The 18,007-nt window shown below is 63.6% G+C and carries 16 protein-coding genes; 5 read left to right on the top strand and 11 right to left on the bottom strand.

What is annotated here, in order from left to right; all coding sequences use genetic code 11:
* Positions 1 to 48 precede the first annotated feature (48 nt).
* Entirely contained in the window at positions 49 to 870 is an 822-nt protein-coding gene (locus EN804_RS15230) for an ABC transporter permease (protein WP_127275751.1), read from the bottom strand.
* Positions 867 to 1,784, bottom strand: coding sequence for an ABC transporter permease (locus EN804_RS15235; protein ID WP_127872038.1), 918 nt, complete (start codon positions 1,782 to 1,784; stop codon positions 867 to 869). The genes EN804_RS15230 and EN804_RS15235 overlap by 4 nt, the downstream gene beginning before the upstream one ends.
* Positions 1,785 to 2,053: 269 nt before the next feature.
* Between EN804_RS15235 and EN804_RS15240 the strand changes: the two genes are divergently transcribed.
* Entirely contained in the window at positions 2,054 to 3,472 is a 1,419-nt protein-coding gene (locus EN804_RS15240; RefSeq protein WP_135863056.1) for an aminotransferase, read from the top strand.
* A 144-nt stretch (positions 3,473 to 3,616) separates the two neighbouring features.
* On the opposite strand, the gene EN804_RS15245 is transcribed toward EN804_RS15240, so the two are convergent.
* Together EN804_RS15245 and EN804_RS15250 are read right to left on the bottom strand one after the other, a co-directional pair.
* Positions 3,617 to 4,375 carry an SDR family oxidoreductase gene (locus EN804_RS15245; RefSeq protein ID WP_127872036.1) on the bottom strand — a complete coding sequence of 253 codons (759 nt, stop codon included), beginning with the start codon at positions 4,373 to 4,375 and terminating at the stop codon, positions 3,617 to 3,619.
* Positions 4,376 to 4,406: 31 nt separating this feature from the next.
* Complete coding sequence (locus EN804_RS15250; RefSeq protein ID WP_127872035.1) at positions 4,407 to 5,438, bottom strand: aldo/keto reductase; 1,032 nt, start codon at positions 5,436 to 5,438, stop codon at positions 4,407 to 4,409.
* 115 nt (positions 5,439 to 5,553) lie between these two features.
* On the opposite strand from EN804_RS15250, the gene EN804_RS15255 reads away from it, so the two are divergent.
* The gene (locus EN804_RS15255) at positions 5,554 to 6,171 is read left to right on the top strand and encodes a TetR/AcrR family transcriptional regulator (RefSeq protein WP_281040980.1); all 618 of its coding nucleotides are present in this window, start codon (positions 5,554 to 5,556) and stop codon (positions 6,169 to 6,171) included.
* Positions 6,172 to 6,215: 44 nt separating this feature from the next.
* Here EN804_RS15255 and EN804_RS15260 read toward each other — a convergent pair whose 3' ends face one another.
* The gene (locus EN804_RS15260; protein WP_135920083.1) at positions 6,216 to 7,418 is read right to left on the bottom strand and encodes an aromatic ring-hydroxylating dioxygenase subunit alpha; all 1,203 of its coding nucleotides are present in this window, start codon (positions 7,416 to 7,418) and stop codon (positions 6,216 to 6,218) included.
* A 437-nt stretch (positions 7,419 to 7,855) separates the two neighbouring features.
* On the opposite strand from EN804_RS15260, the gene EN804_RS15265 reads away from it, so the two are divergent.
* Complete coding sequence (locus EN804_RS15265) at positions 7,856 to 8,263, top strand: hypothetical protein (protein WP_127872167.1); 408 nt, start codon at positions 7,856 to 7,858, stop codon at positions 8,261 to 8,263.
* Between the two features lie 132 nt (positions 8,264 to 8,395).
* Here the strand turns inward: EN804_RS15265 and EN804_RS15270 are convergent, their stop codons facing one another.
* Together EN804_RS15270 and EN804_RS15275 are read right to left on the bottom strand one after the other, a co-directional pair.
* Positions 8,396 to 10,483: a PAS domain S-box protein gene (locus EN804_RS15270; protein ID WP_167531408.1), complete on the bottom strand. Its 2,088-nt coding sequence runs from the start codon at positions 10,481 to 10,483 to the stop codon at positions 8,396 to 8,398.
* A gap of 77 nt (positions 10,484 to 10,560) precedes the next feature.
* Positions 10,561 to 11,334, bottom strand: coding sequence for a response regulator transcription factor (locus EN804_RS15275; protein WP_189522880.1), 774 nt, complete (start codon positions 11,332 to 11,334; stop codon positions 10,561 to 10,563).
* Between the two features lie 45 nt (positions 11,335 to 11,379).
* Between EN804_RS15275 and EN804_RS15280 the strand changes: the two genes are divergently transcribed.
* Complete coding sequence (locus EN804_RS15280; RefSeq protein ID WP_127275746.1) at positions 11,380 to 12,081, top strand: response regulator transcription factor; 702 nt, start codon at positions 11,380 to 11,382, stop codon at positions 12,079 to 12,081.
* A 71-nt stretch (positions 12,082 to 12,152) separates the two neighbouring features.
* On the opposite strand, the gene EN804_RS15285 is transcribed toward EN804_RS15280, so the two are convergent.
* Both EN804_RS15285 and EN804_RS15290 read right to left on the bottom strand, forming a co-directional pair.
* A complete protein-coding gene (locus EN804_RS15285; protein ID WP_127275745.1) occupies positions 12,153 to 12,320 on the bottom strand; it encodes a hypothetical protein in 168 nt (55 codons plus the stop codon).
* A gap of 40 nt (positions 12,321 to 12,360) precedes the next feature.
* A complete protein-coding gene (locus tag EN804_RS15290; RefSeq protein WP_135920085.1) occupies positions 12,361 to 12,693 on the bottom strand; it encodes a hypothetical protein in 333 nt (110 codons plus the stop codon).
* A 343-nt stretch (positions 12,694 to 13,036) separates the two neighbouring features.
* Between EN804_RS15290 and EN804_RS15295 the strand changes: the two genes are divergently transcribed.
* Positions 13,037 to 13,492 carry a L,D-transpeptidase gene (locus tag EN804_RS15295; protein ID WP_127275743.1) on the top strand — a complete coding sequence of 152 codons (456 nt, stop codon included), beginning with the start codon at positions 13,037 to 13,039 and terminating at the stop codon, positions 13,490 to 13,492.
* A gap of 105 nt (positions 13,493 to 13,597) precedes the next feature.
* On the opposite strand, the gene EN804_RS15300 is transcribed toward EN804_RS15295, so the two are convergent.
* Complete coding sequence (locus tag EN804_RS15300; protein ID WP_135920087.1) at positions 13,598 to 16,681, bottom strand: efflux RND transporter permease subunit; 3,084 nt, start codon at positions 16,679 to 16,681, stop codon at positions 13,598 to 13,600.
* A complete protein-coding gene (locus tag EN804_RS15305) occupies positions 16,678 to 17,961 on the bottom strand; it encodes an efflux RND transporter periplasmic adaptor subunit (RefSeq protein WP_135920089.1) in 1,284 nt (427 codons plus the stop codon). Before EN804_RS15305 ends, EN804_RS15300 begins: the two co-directional genes overlap by 4 nt.
* Positions 17,962 to 18,007: the final 46 nt, after the last annotated feature.

An 18,007-nucleotide genomic window follows, 5' to 3' on the forward strand; every position in this document is an offset into this window, starting at 1 on the left:
CTTTCGGATTGGATCCTGTCCGCGTGAGGGCGCTCGATCCGCGGCTGCTCAGGCATAGAGGCCTCCCTCGTTCTGGGTACGTCTGGCCGCGCGGCGACGCAGGATTTCGGCGATCGTCATCAGCAGGAAGGAGGCGACCAAAAGCAGCGTGCCCAGCGCCAGCACGCCGGGCAGTTTCGACGCGAAACGCAACTGGCCCCAGATGTAGATCGGCAGTGTCGCCTCGGTGCCTGTCAGGAAGAAGGCGATGATGAACTCGTCCAGCGAGATGGTGAAGCAGACCAGCAGGCTGGAAATGATCGCCGGCGCCACCATGGGCAACGTCACGCGCCGGAAGGTGCCGAAGGCGCTTTCGCCGAGATCGGCGGAGGCTTCCTCGAGGCTGCGGTCGAAACCTTCGAAGCCGGAGGTCAGCACCGTCATCGAATAGGGAATGCAGACCAGGACGTGGCCAAGCACGACGGTGAACAGTGACAAGCTCAAACCAAGCTGCAGCATCACCAGCAGCATGGAGATGGCAACGATGACTTCCGGCAGCACAAGCGGCGCCATGATCAGCCCGTTGATGGCGCGGCGGCCGGGATAGCGGTAGCGGGTGATCGATCGGGCGGCGAGGATGCCGAGTACGGTGGAGAGGATGGCCGCCGAGACGCCGACGATCAGGCTGTTCCAGGCGGCGTCGAGCAGCGCCGGCGTGCGCGGCAGGTCTTCGTACCATTGCAGGGTGAAGCCGGTCAGCGGGAATTTCGGCGTCGCCGCCGTGTTGATCGAGAAGATCGGCAGGAAGATGACGGGCAGATAGAGGAAGACGATGTAGAGGAACGCATAGGCCGACAGCCAGCCGCCCGGCAGGAAGCGCCGCGCTCTCATCGCGCCATCCTCTGCAAGGTGCGGATGATCAGCACCGTGGCGCCCGCCATCAGGGAGACGATCAGCATGGTGGTGACGGAAAGTGCGGCGCCGAGCGGCCAGTTGGCGGCCTTGCCGAACTGCGCCTGGATAGCGTTGGCGATCATGACGCCGTCCTTGCCGCCGACGAGCTTTGGCGTGACATAGTCGCCGACCGTCGGGATCATGACGATCAGCGCCGCGGAAATGATGCCTGGCGCCGACAGCGGCAAGGTCACGCGCAGGAACGAGCGCAAGGGACCATCGCCAAGATCGGTAGCCGCCTCGACCAGCGTGCGGTCGACCTTCTCCAGCGAAACGAAGATCGGCAGAATGGCGAAGGCCGCCCAGGCATGGGTGAGGGTGATGATGACGGCGCTCGAATTGTAGAGCAGGGCTGTCGACGGTTCGTCGATGATGCCGAGGCCCATCAGGCCGGAATTCAACACGCCGTTATAGCCCAGGATGACCTTCCACGACATCACGCGCAAGAGATAGCTGGTCCAGAACGGTATGGTGATGAGGAACAGCCAGAGGCTCTTGTGACGGCCGCCATGGAAGGAAATGAAGTAGGCGATCGGGTAGGCGAGGACGACGGTGAACAGGCTGACCGTCAGCGAGATGTAGAGCGAGCGCCACAACAGATCGCGGTAGATCGGCTCGGTCAGCGCGACGCGGTAGTTCTCCAGCGTGAAGGTGCGGTCGATGGTCAGGTAGTGCTGCGTCCAGAAGGAATGGGCGATGACCACCATGATCGGCAGGACCAACAGGATCAGCGCGTAGAGGAAGGTCGGGCTGATCAGGGCAAAGCCCTGTACGGGCTCGGATCGCAGAAGGGCATTTCGTCTGGCCCGCGTCATGCGCAACGGGGGCGACCCTTCCGCAGCCACAGTCATTGCAGGGCACCGGGGGGCAGGGCTCCGGGTGCGATCTCGGTTGCTGGCCTGGACTGTCCCGCCATACGGCATCCCATTGGGCTGGCGCCGGCTATTGTTCCCCTTGCCGGCTTTCTTTCATCATGCGCGCATCCGCGGATTGAAATCAAGCGCTAATTCTGCAATGTTGATTGAACGGACATTCAAAATCGGGTGAGCAGGGCGACGATCTCGGCCATGGCGGACCGGATTGATGCCCGGGAAATTCGAGGGATGATGTGGAGGCGATGATGGCGGCTCTGAGAGATCTGAAGGCACGCGAAACGGCTGGCCCTGGCAACGACGATGCGGCCGAACTGGCCAGGCGTCATCTCATCCAGCCCTGGCCTTATGCCGGTTCCGTCGGTTCGGAGGCGCGCGCGCTGATCGGTGAGGGCGATGGCATCTACATCACCGACAGCACCGGCAAGCGGCTGATCGATGGGCCTGCCGGCATGTGGTGCGTCAATGTCGGCCATCGTCGAGAGGAACTCGCCAGGGTGATGTACGATCAGGCGATGGCGCTGTCCTACAACACGCCTTGGTACACGATGAACGCGCCATCGGCGGAGCTTGCCAAACGCATCGCCGGCCATGCCCCAGGCGAACTCAGCCATGTCTTCTACACCACGGGCGGTTCCTCGGCCGTCGAGACGGCGCTGCGCTTCATGCAGTTCTACAACAATGTGCGTGGCCGGCCGGAAAAGAAGCTCATCCTGAGCCGAGGCGGCGCCTATCATGGCTCGACCTATCTGTCGGCCTCGCTCAATGGCCGTCCGCGCGATCGCGACTGGATGGACGGCGCCGACGAATTGGTGGTCAAGCTGTCCTCGCCCGATCCGTTCAGGCGCCCGCAAGGGATGAGCCTTGCCGCCTTCACCGATTTCCTCGTCGACCAGTTCCGCGACACGGTGGCGCGCGTCGGCGCCGACAGAATAGGCGCCTTCGTCGGCGAACCGGTGCAGGCTTCCGGCGGCGTCGTCGTGCCGCCCGACGGCTATCTCAAGCGTATCCGCGAGATCTGCCGTGGCAACGACATCCTCTACGTCTCCGACGAGGTGGTGACGGGCTTCGGCCGACTTGGCCATGTCTTTGCCTCGGGCGATGTGTTCGGCATCGATCCGGACATGACCACCTTCGCCAAGGGCGTCACCTCAGGCTATTTCCCGCTCGGCGGCGTCATCATCTCGGAGCGGCTGCTGGAAAACCTGCGCCGGTCCAACCATCCCGATGCGCTGTTCGGCCATGGCCTGACCTACACCAGCCATCCCGTCGGCTGCGCGGTGGCCTTGAAGAATCTCGACCTGCTGGAGGAAAGCGTGCTTGCCCACACGCAGGCGGTCGCGCCCTATTTCCAGGCGCGGTTGAAGACGTTGGAAGAGCTGCCGCTGGTCGGCGAGGTGCGCGGCGTGGGGCTGATGGGCTGCGTGGAATGCGTCGCTGACCGCGAAAGCAAGGATCCACTGCAACTCGACAAGGATGTCGGCAAGCGCATCGACGCCCACTGCCACGAACTTGGCCTGCTGGTGCGGCCACTGATCAACATGTGCGTGATGTCGCCGCCGCTGATCATCACGCGCGAGCAGATCGACGACATGGTGGCGATCCTGCGCGAAGGCATTTCACGCACGATGGATGATCTCAGGAAAGAGGGCGTGTGGCGGGGATGACAGCCGATCCCCCTCGCGGGGGATGCCGCCGGTACGTCTTGGCGATCAGTTCGAAATTATAGCAATTTTCCGCAAGCCATGGACGCCGCAACGCGGCAGATTGTCCCGGCAACGGCGGACAAGCCCTGAAGAGCGGTATCCGGATCACCAGGGAATCGTTCCGAGTTCTGCGTGCGTGAACGTCCCTGTCGGGCCGTCCGGGCCAAGCATCGCGACACGCACCGCCTCGCGGGCGCCCTGCTCGACGGTCTCGGTGCCGGCATAGCCGTTGAGGTTGGTTTTGGTGAAGCCCGGAGAGACGGCGTTGACCTTGATTCCGGTCGGCTCCAGCTCGATCGCCATGGCCAACGTCATGGCGTTGAGCGCCGTCTTGGACGCGGGGTAGACCGGGCCGAAGATCGAGCGGTAGGGGAAGGCCGGGTCCGCATTGCGTGTCAGCGAACCGACGCCGCTCGACACGTTGACAATGCGGGCTGCCCGCGCTTCGCGCAGCAGCGGCAGCATGGCCTGGGTGACGGCAAGCACGCCGAACACATTGGTCTCCCAGACCGCGCGCACTTCGTCGAGGGACACGTTGCTCGGGCGGGTCAGCTTGGCATAGTCCTCGATGGATTGGCCGGGCCGCTTGCTGGTGTTCGAGATGGCGGCGTTGTTGACGAGCACGTCGAGGCGGCCAAGCTCATTGCGGATACGCTCCGCCGCGGCGGCGATCGAAGCCTGATCCGTCACGTCGAGTTGGAATGCGCGCGCGTCCTGCCCGATATCACGGGCCGCCGCCTCGCCGCGCTCGAAATTGCGCGATCCGACCAGCACGGTGAAGCCGTGCGCCACGAGATCCCTGGCGATCTGAAGGCCTATTCCTTGATTGGCCCCGGTGACCAAGGCGACGGGTCTATCCAGCATGATGATCTCTCCTTCGACGGTTGTTCAGGATTTATGCAGCGGCGCGTTCGGCGGTCGGCCGGCGGCGCAGATCGGCTTGCAGGATCGCCGGCGGGTTGTAGTTGGCCTCGTTCAAGCCGACGTCAGTCCCGGGCGGGACGATCCGGTCGATCCGGTCCAGAACCTCGTCGCCGAGGTGAACCTCGGCGCCGACGAGCAGGTCGTCGAGATGCTGCATCGTACGTGGCCCGAGAATGGCCGACGTCACGGCCGGATGAGCCATGACGAAAGCCATCGCCATGTGGGTGAGCGACAGCCCCGCCTCTTCAGCCAGCGGGATGAGTTGCTCGACCGCATCCAGACTGCGCTCATCGGACATCTGCGTCGGCATGTATTTCACCCGCAGGCTGTCGGGCAGCGGTTGCCCCTTACGGTAGCGCCCGGTGAGCAGGCCTTTCGACAATGGGCTCCAGACCATCGCTCCCATTGCGTAGCGCTCGCAGACGGCGAGTACTTCGCGCTCGATGCCGCGATCGAGGATCGAGTAAGGCGGCTGCTCCACGCGGAAACGGGCGAGCCCGCGCCGCTCGGCGACCCACTGGGCCTCGACGATCTCGGAGGGCGGGAAAGTCGAGGATCCGATCGCGCGCACCTTGCCGGCGCGCATCAGATCGGTGAGTGCCGAGAGCGTTTCCTCGATGTCGGTGTCCGGTGCCGGGCGATGTATAAGGTAGAGATCGATGTGGTCGGTCTGCAGACGGCGCAACGACGCTTCCACCGCCTGAATAATCCAGCGGCGCGAATTGCCCTGGCTGTTCGCATCCTTGCCCATCTGCCCGTTCACTTTGGTGGACAGCACGACCTTGTCGCGCCGACCTTTCAGCGCCTTGCCGACGATCTCCTCCGACTCGCCGTTGCTGTACCTGTCGGCGGTGTCGACGAAGTTGATGCCAAAATCCAAAGCCTTGTGAATGATACGGATGCATTCGTCGTGATCGGGGTTTGCGATGCTGCCGAACATCATCGCGCCCAGGCAGTAAGGGCTGACCTTGATGCCGGTCCGTCCGAGCGGGCGATACTGCATGTTTCTCTCCTCGTGCTTGGCTGTGGCTAAAACCGCCTTGCTGTGCTATTCAGCCTAAACGGATCCATGTTCCACATTATACGGAACATTGTTCCGTTTGGCAAGCAGGTGCATTTTGGACGACAGAACGGACGATTCAGACGCTGGCGTGGGGCTGCGAGGCGGCGCGGATCGACGCGTGCGCGCCGACGCGCAACGCAATCTCGACACGCTGCTCCAGGCCGCCATGGCGGTGTTCGCGACCTCGGGCGTCGACGCCCCGGTGCGCGAAATCGCGGAAAAGGCGGGCGTCGGCATCGGTACTCTCTATCGGCACTTTCCGCAGCGCTCCGACCTGATCGCCGCCGTCTTTCGCCGGGAGATCGATGGCTGCGCGGACGCAGCATCCGTCCTGTCGGCCGGGCATGAGCCCTTCGACGCGCTGGCGGCCTGGATGCAGCGATACGCGGCCTTCATTGCCGCCAAGCGTGGCCTGGCCAAGGCCCTGCACTCAGGAGATCCGGCGTTCGACAGCCTGCCGGGCTACTTCGACCAGCGGCTGCGGCCTGCCTTGCGCACGCTTCTCGACGCGGCGATCGCCGCCAGCGAAATCCGTGGCGATGTCGATGCCGACGAGCTACTGGGCGCGGTGGCGAGCCTGTGTATGTCGGCCCACAATGCCGGGAGCGGCCGCGCGGAGCGCATGGTGGCTCTCCTCGTCGACGGGCTGCGCTACGGCGCGAAGTCGTCGTAGGAGTGATGTAGGAATCGTCCGGCCTATAGTGCGGTCGCGCGCACCTACGACCGCGACCGCAGCGCGTCGTTCAGATTCCACATGTCCTTTTCCTCCGGCGCGGTATCCAGGCCGAGCACCGGAATCTGCTTGCGCAGGTGGTCGTGGTGCGTGCGTACGCCATATTCGAGGTCGGAGAGGTAAAACCCCTCGAAGGCCTCGGACAGCATGGATTCGTTCGACCAGACAGAGAGCTGCACATCTTCCGACATGGTGTCACGATCGATACGGAAGGAGAGGTAGCGGGCAGCGGCCTGCTCGCGACTTTCATCGCGGTAGCGATAGATGGCGCCACGCAGCAGGGTCTCACCCGTCGACAGCGGGAACTCCTGGTAGAACTGCACCGATTCCGGCATCACCGACAGAACGGCGTTGGGGAAGATGCCGTAATAGACCCAGGCCTTCCTGAGATGGTCCGGCAGATGCGTCGGCTCCGGCGCGATCTTGACGTAGTTCCTGACGCTCCAGCGGCGGCCGGCATGCGGGTTGTAGGTGGCGAAGGAGCGCGAGACGCCGTTGATGAAGGGCTCGTCGAAATAGGTGGCGCCATAGAGATCCTGCAGGGCCGGATGCGCCATGGCGACGTGATAGCCTTCATTGTCGACGTCGCGCACCGACTTCCAGTTGACCGGTGTCTTCTGGGTCCAGATGCCCCAGGAGGGCACCATGTCGGCGGCCTTGTAGTGTGCGAATTCGGGTTCGATCGGCTTCAACAGCTCGGCGACCGAGGGCTGTGGCCCGCCATTGCGGAAGCGGATGAAGATGAAGCCCATCCAGACTTCGAGATCGAGCGGCATCAGGCCGAACTCGGTCTTGTCGAGATCGGGGAAGGAGCGCGGCCGGGCGGCGCCGCGCAACGTACCGTCGAGGTTGTAGACCCAGCCATGGAACGGGCAGACCAGCGCGTTCCTGCAATTGCCCTGGCTGTCGGCCACGACGCGGCTGCCGCGGTGGCGGCACATGTTGTTGAAGCCGCGCACGACGCCGTCCTTGCCGCGTACGATCAGAGCACGCTCGCCAATGACATCCATGGTGAGATAATCGCCGGCATTCGGTATATCGCAGACATGTCCGGCGATCTGCCAATGATTGCGGAAAACAAGCTCCTTCTCCAGTTCTAGAAGGGCGGCGGAATGGTAACTCCAACCCGGTAATCCCCGCCGGTCCCAATCGTTCGGGATAGCCACGTCACGGAGGTGCGGGTTCATGAACCGTCTCTTCTTTTTATTGAATATGCATTCAATATAATCATATTTTGCATTGAAATGCAATGGCTTGTGGAAATACGCAGATTCCGTATCGGAAATGTAAGCCCAGGTTCCAACGGCATCCGGCTCCGCCGCGGGCCCCGAAAACCCCGGAAAATCCGGGTGTTAGCCGGACTTCCACAACCTCCGCCCTGTCGCCGGTTCACGCTGCAAATCGCGCCCCTCGACAAGGTATTGCGCTGGCAAGAAAGCCCCGGCGGCGCACGGAGGGCAACCCGCCACTCAGGTCAAAATAGCCAATGACCGATTTTGACCGTTTCTGCCCGCATGGATGTTTCAATCCGGTTACATTGCCGCGCTCTCGTCACCTTTGCGCCGTTACAGAGCGCGATTAAATTCGTTTTATCGCAAAAAGAAAATCAACGAAGGGGAAGATGATGCATGCGAAAGTCCAGATCACCAGCGGCAACCGCTTTCAGGCTCCAGAGCGCGCTGACCGCCGCCCGAAGCTGGCCCTTCGCCAGCGTGCCAGCGACCACCCGATGGCAATGTTCATGGCGCTGGCTGCTTGCGCCTTCGCCGGCATGGCGTTCACGCCGACGGTCGGTCCGGCCTTCGCTTCGTTGAATCCGCCTGCCAACGTCATCGAAGGTGCGCCGACCACAACCACGACCGCCCGCCTGCCGATGCCAGCGATCGATTTCGCCTGCAAGGGGCAAGCCTGGGGCGCCGAGAGCGTGGATTGCCTGCGCGCCATCGCCCAGCAGTCCGGAACGCACAAGGTCCGCGCGATCCGCATGATCGCCAACGCCGTGCCGGTGACCAGCACGCCGAACATCTTCTGATTTTTGTCTCCGGGTTTCTGCCTGGGCATGATTCCGAAAACAGGTTCCCGTTTGGGATCATACCCTGACCTCCCCGAGCGCACCTCCAGCGCTCTCCTCGGCTCCCGCCGCACGTCGGCCGGGGGCCTCTTTTTATGCTTTCAACGCGGCCTGCTCGGCAATGGTCGAAAGCACGCTGCGTACATCCAGCGTGCTGAACGGTTTTTCGAGGATCTGGGGCCGCTGCTGCGCCGGCAACGCCTCGATTTCCGCCTTCGCGCCGATGAGGTCGCCGGTGACCAGCACGAAGCGCCGCGCCAGGTCGGGGCGCTCGGCGAGCAGTTCGCGGTAGATCGAAATGCCTGATGTGCCGGGCATGCGCAGATCCGAAAAGACGATGTCAGGCGGCATGTGGCCGCTCAAGGTGGCGGCGCTCGATTCCCAGACCGGCGCGATCCGCGACTTGATGCCCATCAATTCGAGAATGTCGGACAAGGACCCGGCGACGTCAGGCTCGTCATCGATGATCAGGGCATGGCGCAGGCCGCTCGATCGCGGCTGGCTTTCGCCAGCTGCGATCATGCCTGCCGAGATAGCGGGCAACTGGACGACGAAACGCGCGCCTCTCGGCTGCACTTCCTCGAACCAGACATTGCCATTGTGCCGCTCGATGATGGATTTCGAAATCGACAGGCCGATGCCGGTGCCGACACCGACCGGCTTGGTGGTGAAATAGGATTCGAAGATGCGGGAGCGGATGGCTTCGGGAATGCCGGGGCCGTTGTCCTCGACCGAGAAGCCGGGATTGCCCCGGTCGCCACGGAAGCTCCGCACCTTGATCAGCCGATCGCCGGCGACGCCAGCCAGGGCGTGCTGGCTGTTGATGAGGAAATTGGCCGCCACCTGCGTCACGTGGTCGGCGTCGGCCATGGCCAGCAAGGGACCCGGTGCGAAATCGGTATCGATGATGATGCCGCTCGAGCGCGCGCCATAGGCGGTCACTTCGAGAGCGGCGCGGATCACCTGGTTGAGATCGGTCTCGGCCTGCGCCGCCGGATGGAGGCGGACCATCGACAGGAAGCTCTTGACGATGCGCCCGCAGCGCTCGGCGGCGGCGCGCACTTTTTCGGCGCGCACCTTGGTCTGCGGATCGCTTGCGAATTCATGCAGCAGCGTCGATTGCGCGACCACCACGGCCAGCGGGTTGTTGAGTTCGTGTGAGACGCCCGCGAGCAGCGAGCCCATCGCCGCCATCTTCTCGTTCTGGTGCAGCTTCTCGCGCTGCCGGTTGATCTCCTCCTCGGCGCGCAGCCTCTCGCGCAGGTCGCGGATGGAGCCGAAGATCAGCCGGCGGTCGGCGACCCGCATCTCGGTCGCCGTCAGCTCGATCGGAAAGACCTCGCCGGCGGCATTCTGCGTCACCGTCTCGAGCCGCTGGCCGACCATGGGCGCGCCGCGGCCGGACATGTAGTCGGCGCCCGAGGAATAGCCCTTGCGGTAATATTCCGGAACGACGGTATCGAGCAGGTCCTTGCCGAGGATTTCGCTGCGCTGGAAGCCGAACATCTTTTCCGCGGCCGGATTGAATTCGATGATCGATCCGGCCTCGTCGATGACGATGATGGCGTCGAGCGAGGCCTGCAGCATGGTGCGGCGGATCACCTCGCTGGCATGGGCGTCGGAAGGGGAGTGTTCGATGGCGTCGCCGATGGCGAGCGCGATGATGTGCAGCGTCGCCTCTTCCTCATCGGTCCATTCACGCTCCTCGACGCAATCATTGACCGCGAGCGTGCCCCAGAGATGGCCGTGCGCGAAGACCGACACCGACAGGAACGACTTGATGTTCTGCTTTTCGAAATCGGCCCTCAGGAACCCCGAGAGATCACGCGTATGCCCGGCGAATATCTTGCCTTGCCGCTCATCCTCGGCCAGCCGCTCCAGCAGCGGATCCGAATTGACGATCGACTGCATGATGACGGTCGGTGAGGCCAGTTCGCCGCCAAAATCGGGGTCGATCCAATAGGCGGCGACCGACTGAGCGAAACCCTGGCCGGGCAGTTCGCGCAAGCGGAACAGGATGCCGCGCTGGCATTCCATGGCGTGGCACAGCGTTTCCAATACGCCGTCCATTTCGCGCTGCCAGTCGCCTGCCTCGCGCAGCCGGCGCACGACACGCACGGCCGCCATCGCCGCGCCTTGCCTGAAACCCTGCATATCCGTGCTTGCCGTGTCGCCCGTCATTGTCAGCCGCTATTCCAGAGTCACGCCATCGATCGGCTGGCAACGGCCGTGGAGCGGAACCCCCGTGGGTCTGGCGCTCAGTTGCCGTCGCCGGTCGGCAGCGAGAAGATATAGCCTTCGCCGCGTACCGTGCGCAGGAATTTCGGATTGGCCGGGTCCGTCTCGATCTTCTTGCGCAGACGCATGATGCGGATGTCGACGGCGCGCGATGATTCCGGATCCTCGGTGAAGCCGATCGCCTCGGAGATCGCAGCCCGGGTCAAGAGCCGGTTGGCGCGGGTCAGGAAAACCTCCAGCACGTCGAATTCGCTCTTGGCCATGTCGATCACAGTGCCGTTGGCGCCGGTGACCAGCCTGCCGTCGAGATCGGCCTGGAAGGGGCCGAAGGCGACGGAGCGGCGGTCGGTCCTGGCTTTCCTGTCCTGCGGCTCTATCGGCTGCGGGACACGGCGCAGCACGCTGCGCACCCTGGCCAGCACCTCGCGCAGTTCATACGGCTTGACGATATAGTCGTCGGCGCCGAGTTCCAGCCCGACGATGCGGTCGAGCGCGGTGCCGGCGGCGGTCGCATAGATGATGCCGATCGGCATTTTCGAGCGCAGCCAGCGGCCGAGCGACAGGCCATCCTCGCCAGGCATGGCGATGTCGAGGATGGCCAGATGGAAGGGCTGCGTCTCGATCAGGCTGCGCGCGGCGGCCGCGGTTTCCGCGGTCGCCACATCATAGCCCGCGGCGCCGAGATATTCGGCGACCGCGTCCCTCAGGTCGGGCTCGTCCTCGACGATGACAATTCTTGCCCGCACGATGCTCTCGCTCCCACTTTCAGTGGAAAGTAGATTGGGTATAAACATGATGTCCAGCACTCATATCCGGTTGCCAGGGAACGGTTGGAAAACATGGCCGCACGAGCCGTCATCGCGCTTGTTTCCGTCGCCGAGGTCGTGGCGACCGAGCTTGCCGACCATCTTGAGCGGCGCGGCCATGACGTGCGTCAGGCGCGGCAGCCCTGGGAGGCGGAATCGCTGCTGGAGGGCAGAGGCATCGATGTCGTCGTCGTCGGGGATAGCCTCAGCCAGGCGGAAGGGCGGGATCTGCTCAGGCGTTATGGCGGCCAAGGCGGGGGCGGCGAACATGGACCGGATTTCATCCTGATATGCCGGCCGGCCGATCTCCTCGACAAGGTGCTCGCGCTGGAGCTCGGTGCCGCCGACGTCGTCGAAAGTCCGCTCAATGTCAGGGAACTCGCCGCGCGTGTCGGCGGCCTGCTTTCGCGGCGTGGCAGGGGCACCCAGGAACTGATCGTGCTGGAGAACGCGACCGTCGATCTGAGATCGGCGATCGTCATGCATCGCTCCGGTACGCAGGAGCAGCTCTCGCCCGGCCAGGTGGCGCTGCTCAGGCTGTTCCTGGCGAGCCCGCGCAAGGTGCTGACGCGTGACGACATTATCGCGGCGGCGCCGGCCGAGAATGCCGACGCCTTCGATCGCTCGATCGACTCGCGCATCGTGCGGCTGCGCCGCAAGCTCGATACCGAGACCATCACCACCATACGCGGCGCCGGCTACAGGTTCGATCCGCCGCGGCAGTTCGCCGACTGACGGCTGCCTTTTCCCGCTTGTTCCCCGGATCAGCATCGGCCCTTCCATTTCCGCGCCGATGCGCGCGAGGTTCAGCGCACCACCAGCAATGACGGACCCGAGGCCATGTCGCCGCCGGCGACGAACTCGCTTGCGTGAGCGCGTTCCTTGAGGAGCACGCTGGCGAGTGCGGCAAAGCCGAGCAGACCCTGCGCATAGAGCAGCGCGGAAAGCACGGAAGCTGCGAATTTCGTTTTCATCGTCGGAATTCCCCAAAAAATGCCGGTGTCGCGGGTCGCTTCAGGAAACTCCCGAAGTGCCCGCGCCGCCCACGGAGCCCCCCGTCGCGGCGCGGGCCTTCGGTCCTCTCGGCAGCAAGTTGCCGGAGGGGCCGCGCAAAACCAGCAGCCGAAGGCCAACCCGCCAGAGGGCCTTCAACCGGGCGATGCGCAGGCTGGAAACAATCCAGACCGGGGCGCAAAACAGAGCGACGTGCAGGGTCGAAATCTCGCTCGAACTCATCGCTGCCAGCTTCGCCGCCGGGCGGCGGGCAATGCTGCCGACGCCGCCGATGGCCGCCGCCGCGATGCTGATCCTGAAGAGCCAGGACCGCGTGTTCGTTTTCGTTCCCATGGTCGTTGCCGTCTGCTTTCGTTGGGTCAACTTTTGCCTCCCGTCCGTATCCGGATCATGCCGCCAAAAGCCGCGCTTTGTTGCAGTTTGGTTTCGAAATTCGCCTCCATCCTTTCATATAGCGGCAAGTCGAACTTTCGTTTCGGTATGAATACCTATGTACGTCATCCCTGACCACGTGTTTCGGATGGGATAGTTGCCGACGATACCGATTGCTCTGTTAACCAGGGGAAACAAATTCGAAACACAAACGCGTATTTCGCGAAATATCACCGAAACATGCGGGAGGGATAAGCCACCCATCGAATTGGAGCCGGCCTGATCGGCAGAGAGAGGGGACGTCATGCACACCGCCATTTCCGCAAAGCTCATCAACATCACCGCCGCCGCGTTCATGGGCAGCGTGCTTCTGTTCGGCGCAAACGCCGCCCATGCCGCCAACACCGTCGTGGCACGCGTTTCGCTGTCGCAGCAGGTCATGGAAGTCTCGGTCGACGGCCGGCCGACCTTCGCCTGGAAGGTTTCCACCGGCGACAGGGCGCATGTGACGCCGACCGGCTCGTTCAAGCCGACGCGCATGCACGAGATGTGGTATTCGAAAAAGTACGACAACGCGCCGATGCCGCATTCGGTCTTTTTCAGCGGTGGCTACGCGGTTCATGCCACCTATGCCATCAAGCGCCTCGGCCAGCCGGCCTCGCATGGCTGCGTGCGGCTGCATCCGGACAATGCCGCCGATTTCTACCAGCTTGTCGAGACCTTCGGGCCGGCCAACACCAGCATCGTCATCGTCAAGTAGCAGGCAGGTTGCCGCGCTCGGCCATATGCCGGAGCTGCTGGAGCGACCGCCAAAAAAAGAGGCCGGAAAAATTCCGGCCTCTTTTTGTTTCTTGCGTCCTGTGCGTCAGCTCGGCAGCGCCGGCATCAGCTTCGGATCCGGCTTTTCCGCCAGATGCGGCAGGTCCTTGCTGGCGATGAAGGTGTAGAACATGGGCACGACGAACAGCGTGAACATGGTGCCGACCAGGATGCCGGTGAAGATGACGAGGCCCATCGAATAGCGGGCCGCGGCACCGGCACCGCTGGAAACGATCAGCGGCACCACGCCCAGCGCCATCGCGGCCGTCGTCATGAGGATCGGCCGCAGGCGCACCTTGGCCGAGGCGATGATGGCGTCACGCCGCCGCATGCCATGCAGTTCTCGCTGCTGGTTGGCGAATTCGACCAGCAGAATGCCGTGCTTGGTGATCAGGCCGATCAGCGTGATCAGTCCGACCTGGGTGTAGATGTTGAGCGTGCCGAGGCCCAAATTGAGCGGCACGATCGCGCCGAAGATCGACAATGGCACCGCCATCATGATGATCAGCGGATCGCGGAAGCTTTCAAACTGCGCCGCCAGCACCAGATAGATGACAATGACGGCCGCGCCGAAAGCGATCAGGATCGTGTTGCCCTGTTCCTTCTCCTGCCGGGACTGGCCGGAATAGTCGATGAAGAAGGTGTCGGGCAGGCTCTCCTTCGCAATGTCCTCGAGGACTTTCAAACCGTCGCCGGTGGTGACACCGGGCAGCGGCAGCGCCGAGATCGTCGACGAATTCAACTGGTTGAACTGCTCGATGGCCGCCGGCGAGGCATTGTTCGAAATCGTGACCACGGCCGACAGCGGCACCATCTCGCCCGTCACGCTGCGTACGAAGTATTGGCCGAGCTTTTCGGGATTGTCGCGGAATTCCTGCGGCACCTGCGGAATGATGTCGTAGCTGTTGGAGTCGCGGTCGAACTGCGCCACTTCAGCGCCGCCGACCAGCAGCGTCAGCGTGCGGCCGATATCGGCGATCGGCAGGTTGAGGGCGGCGGCGCGGTCGCGGTCGATGGTCACCGTCACCTGCGGCGCATCATAGGCCATCGAATTCTGGACGACGATGAAGCGGCCCGAGGCCTGCGCCTTGTTCTTGATCTTCTCGGCTTCCTCGAACACCTGAGCGGAATCGCCGGTCGAGCGCACCACCATGGAGATCGGCAAGCCGCCGCCGGAGCCTGGTAGCGTCGGCGGCGCGAAGACAAAGGCCTGGACACCCGCCACCTTGGCGATACGAGCCGTAATGTCGGCCTGCAGTTCCTTCGAATTGCGCTTCCGCTCCGCCCAATCCTTGAAGGCAAAACCGACGAAGGCGCTGTTGGTCGTGCCGCCGAACGCGACGGCGGAGAACTGCGCCCGTGTTTCGGGGATATCCTTCACCAGGCCCAGGATCTGGTTGACGTAGGTCTCGGTGTAATCGGAGGTCGCATAGCGCGGCCCCGTCACCAGCGAGAGCAGGAAGCCCTGATCTTCTTCCGGCGCCAGTTCCGTCGAGGTCTTGGTGAACATGAAGCCGGTCACGCCGACAAGCGCCAGCACAATGAGCAGCGTCAGCGGGCGATAGTTCAAAGACCCCGTGACGGCGCGCTCATAGACGTGCTCGACACGCGAGAAGGTGCCGTCGACGATGCGCTGGAAGCGGCCGGCATTGCCGGGCTTCAGGAGGCGCGCCGACATCATCGGCGTAATGGTGATGGCAATGACGCCAGACAGCACCACGGATCCGGCAAGCGTCACCGCGAATTCGCGGAACAGGGCGCCGGTCAGGCCGCCGGTGAAGGCCAGCGGCGCGAACACGGCGGCCAGCGTCATGGTCATGGCGACGATGGCCGACGCGATCTCGCGCATGCCGCTGAAGGCCGCTTGCATGGGCGGCATGTGGTCTTCTTCCATGTGGCGGTGGATGTTTTCCACCACCACGATGGCGTCGTCGACGACAAGGCCGATCGCCAGCACCATGGCCAGCAGCGACAGAAGATTGATCGAATAGCCCACCGCGAACAAAAGGAAGCAGACGCCGATCAGCGACAGCGGGATGGTGATGATCGGCATCATCACCGAGCGGAACGAACCGAGGAACAGCAGGATGACGATGACGACGATGGCAACCGCCTCGCCGATGGTCTTGAACACCTCGTCGATCGAGGCGCTGATCTGACCGGTCGCGTCGTAGACGACCTCGATCGTCATGCCTTTGGGCAGCGTCTCCTGAATCTGCGGGACGAGCTTGGTGAGCGCGGCCGCGGTGGTCAGCGGATTGGCCGCCGGGGTTGGGAAGATGGCGAGGAAGGTGCCGGGCTTGCCGTTGAAGGAGACCCTTGTGTCGGTGTTGGCGGCGGCGAGTTCGACGCGAGCCACATCGCGCAGGCGCACTACGTTGCCGTCGGTCGAACGTAGCGGTAGAGCCGCGAACGCCTCGGGCGTCTGCAGCGTCGAGCGCACCGTGATAGAAGAGACGACATATTCGTTCTGGGTGTTGCCGGGCGCCGACAGGAAGTTGGAGTTGTTGATCGCCGTCAGCACCTCGGCAGCCGTCACGCCGCGGGCGGCGAGCCTGACCGGGTCGATCCAGACGCGCATCGAGTATTCCTGGGCGCCGAAGATCTGCACGTCGGCGACGCCTTCGACCGTCGACATGCGGGGCCTGATGACGCGCTCGATATACTCGGTCAGCTGCTCCTTGGTCATGTTCGGATTCTGCATCGAGATGTACATCATCGCGAACTGCTGACCCGTACCCTTGACGATGACCGGGTCCTTGGAGGCGTCCGGCAAGGTGCCGCGCACGCCCTGGACCTTGGACAGCACTTCGGTCAGCGCCACGTCGGGATTGGAACCGAGCTTCATCTGCACCGTCACGGTGCTGGAGGACGGACGGCTGGACGAGGTGACGTAGTCGATGTTCTCGGTCGAGGCGACGGCGCGCGCGATCGGGGCGGAAATGAAGCCCTGGATCAGGTCGGCGCTGGCCCCCGGATAGGCCGTCGTGATGGTGATCGCCGTTTCGTCGACCTTTGGATACTGCCGGATCGACAGGTTGAAGATGCCCTGGAACCCGAGCAGCAGGATCATGCAGGCAAGGACCGTCGAAAGGACGGGCCGGCGGATGAAGAGATCGGAAAAGCTCATTGCTGGTCGGCCTGCTTGTTCGCCGATTTGGTCGGATCGATCGTGTTGTCGACGTTGACGGACATGCCGTTGAAGAGCCGGTTCTGACCCGCGGTGACGACCTCGTCGCCGGCCTTCAGACCCTCGACGATCTCGACCATGCCCTGATTGCGGCGGCCGGGCTTGACGAAGACCTGTGACAGGACCAGCGCCGGCTTGTCGGCTTCCGCCGCCGGCTTGGCCGGATCGGCCGGCTTGGCGGCGTCGGAAGCGGCCTTGTCCGCTGGCTTGGCATCCGCCGGCTTGTCGGTGGCCGCCGCGGCTGGCTTTTCCTCCGGCTTGGCCGGCTGTGCCGGGGCCGCCCCGGCGGGTTTGGCCGGCTGCACCACGAAGATGTAGTCGCCATAGAGGCTGGTGGTCAGCGCCGTCTGCGGCAGTGACAGCACGTCCTGCTCCTCGGGCAGCTCGACACGCACCTGCACGAACTGGCCAGGGGTCAATCTGCCTTCGGGATTGGCGACTTCCGCCCGGATGTTCACCAGCCGGCTGGACGGGTCGATCTTGGGGTCGATGCCACGGATTTTGCCGGCGAAAGGCATGTCGCCGCCGCCCTGGCCAAGCCGAACGGTCTGGCCGATCTGGAGCAACGGCAGCTGCTGTTCGGGAACCGAGAAGTCGACCCGCATCGTGTCCAGATCCTGCAAGGTTACCACGGACGTGCCGGTCGCTAGGTACTGGCCGAGATCGATCTTGGGGATGCCCACCGTGCCGCTGAACGGCGCCCTCAGCTGCTTCTGGTCAAGCACCGCCTGCAGCTTGTTCACCTGCGCGGCGGTGGCCGATGCCGTCGCCCGCGCTGTGTCGAGCGTAGCTTCCGCATTAACGCCGCGCTTCTGCAGTTCGACGGCGCGCGTCAGTGCCGTCTCGACGAGCGCCACTTGCGCCTTCGTCGCTTCGAGATCGGCCCGCTCGACGGCATCATCGAGCTGCAGCAGGACCGCGCCATCCGCAACCTTCTGGTTGGCATGGAAGAGGATCTCCTTGACGATGCCGGCGGTTTCGACGGTCAGGTCGACGCCACGCACCGCGCTGACAGTACCTATGGCCTCGACGCCCGGCGTCCAGTTCGACGGCTTGGCGATGGTCGTCGACACGGTCGCCGCCGGCGGCTTCATGGTGGCGAAATACTGCTTGATGCCGTTGTCGCGCAGGAAGTTGAAGCCGACGATGCCGCCGACCACGATGACGAGCACGGCAAGGACCACAATAATGAGAAAGATACGGAGTATGCGCTTGAACAAGGAAGTCCCCTCAGTCGAAATCCGGCGCGAAGCGCGGACATCAGGA

Source organism: Mesorhizobium sp. M8A.F.Ca.ET.161.01.1.1, assembly GCF_004792105.1.
GTDB lineage: Bacteria > Pseudomonadota > Alphaproteobacteria > Rhizobiales > Rhizobiaceae > Mesorhizobium.

Coding starts and splice junctions, on each gene's coding strand:
- EN804_RS15240 (WP_135863056.1), top strand. CDS start 2,054: ATGGCGGCTCTGAGAGATCTGAAGGCACGCGAAACGGCTGGCCCTGGC.
- EN804_RS15275 (WP_189522880.1), bottom strand. CDS start 11,334: ATGTTTATACCCAATCTACTTTCCACTGAAAGTGGGAGCGAGAGCATC.
- EN804_RS15280 (WP_127275746.1), top strand. CDS start 11,380: ATGGCCGCACGAGCCGTCATCGCGCTTGTTTCCGTCGCCGAGGTCGTG.
- EN804_RS15235 (WP_127872038.1), bottom strand. CDS start 1,784: ATGACTGTGGCTGCGGAAGGGTCGCCCCCGTTGCGCATGACGCGGGCC.
- EN804_RS15290 (WP_135920085.1), bottom strand. CDS start 12,693: ATGGGAACGAAAACGAACACGCGGTCCTGGCTCTTCAGGATCAGCATC.
- EN804_RS15285 (WP_127275745.1), bottom strand. CDS start 12,320: ATGAAAACGAAATTCGCAGCTTCCGTGCTTTCCGCGCTGCTCTATGCG.
- EN804_RS15245 (WP_127872036.1), bottom strand. CDS start 4,375: ATGCTGGATAGACCCGTCGCCTTGGTCACCGGGGCCAATCAAGGAATA.
- EN804_RS15230 (WP_127275751.1), bottom strand. CDS start 870: ATGAGAGCGCGGCGCTTCCTGCCGGGCGGCTGGCTGTCGGCCTATGCG.
- EN804_RS15295 (WP_127275743.1), top strand. CDS start 13,037: ATGCACACCGCCATTTCCGCAAAGCTCATCAACATCACCGCCGCCGCG.
- EN804_RS15265 (WP_127872167.1), top strand. CDS start 7,856: ATGCATGCGAAAGTCCAGATCACCAGCGGCAACCGCTTTCAGGCTCCA.
- EN804_RS15260 (WP_135920083.1), bottom strand. CDS start 7,418: ATGAACCCGCACCTCCGTGACGTGGCTATCCCGAACGATTGGGACCGG.
- EN804_RS15300 (WP_135920087.1), bottom strand. CDS start 16,681: ATGAGCTTTTCCGATCTCTTCATCCGCCGGCCCGTCCTTTCGACGGTC.
- EN804_RS15270 (WP_167531408.1), bottom strand. CDS start 10,483: ATGACGGGCGACACGGCAAGCACGGATATGCAGGGTTTCAGGCAAGGC.
- EN804_RS15250 (WP_127872035.1), bottom strand. CDS start 5,438: ATGCAGTATCGCCCGCTCGGACGGACCGGCATCAAGGTCAGCCCTTAC.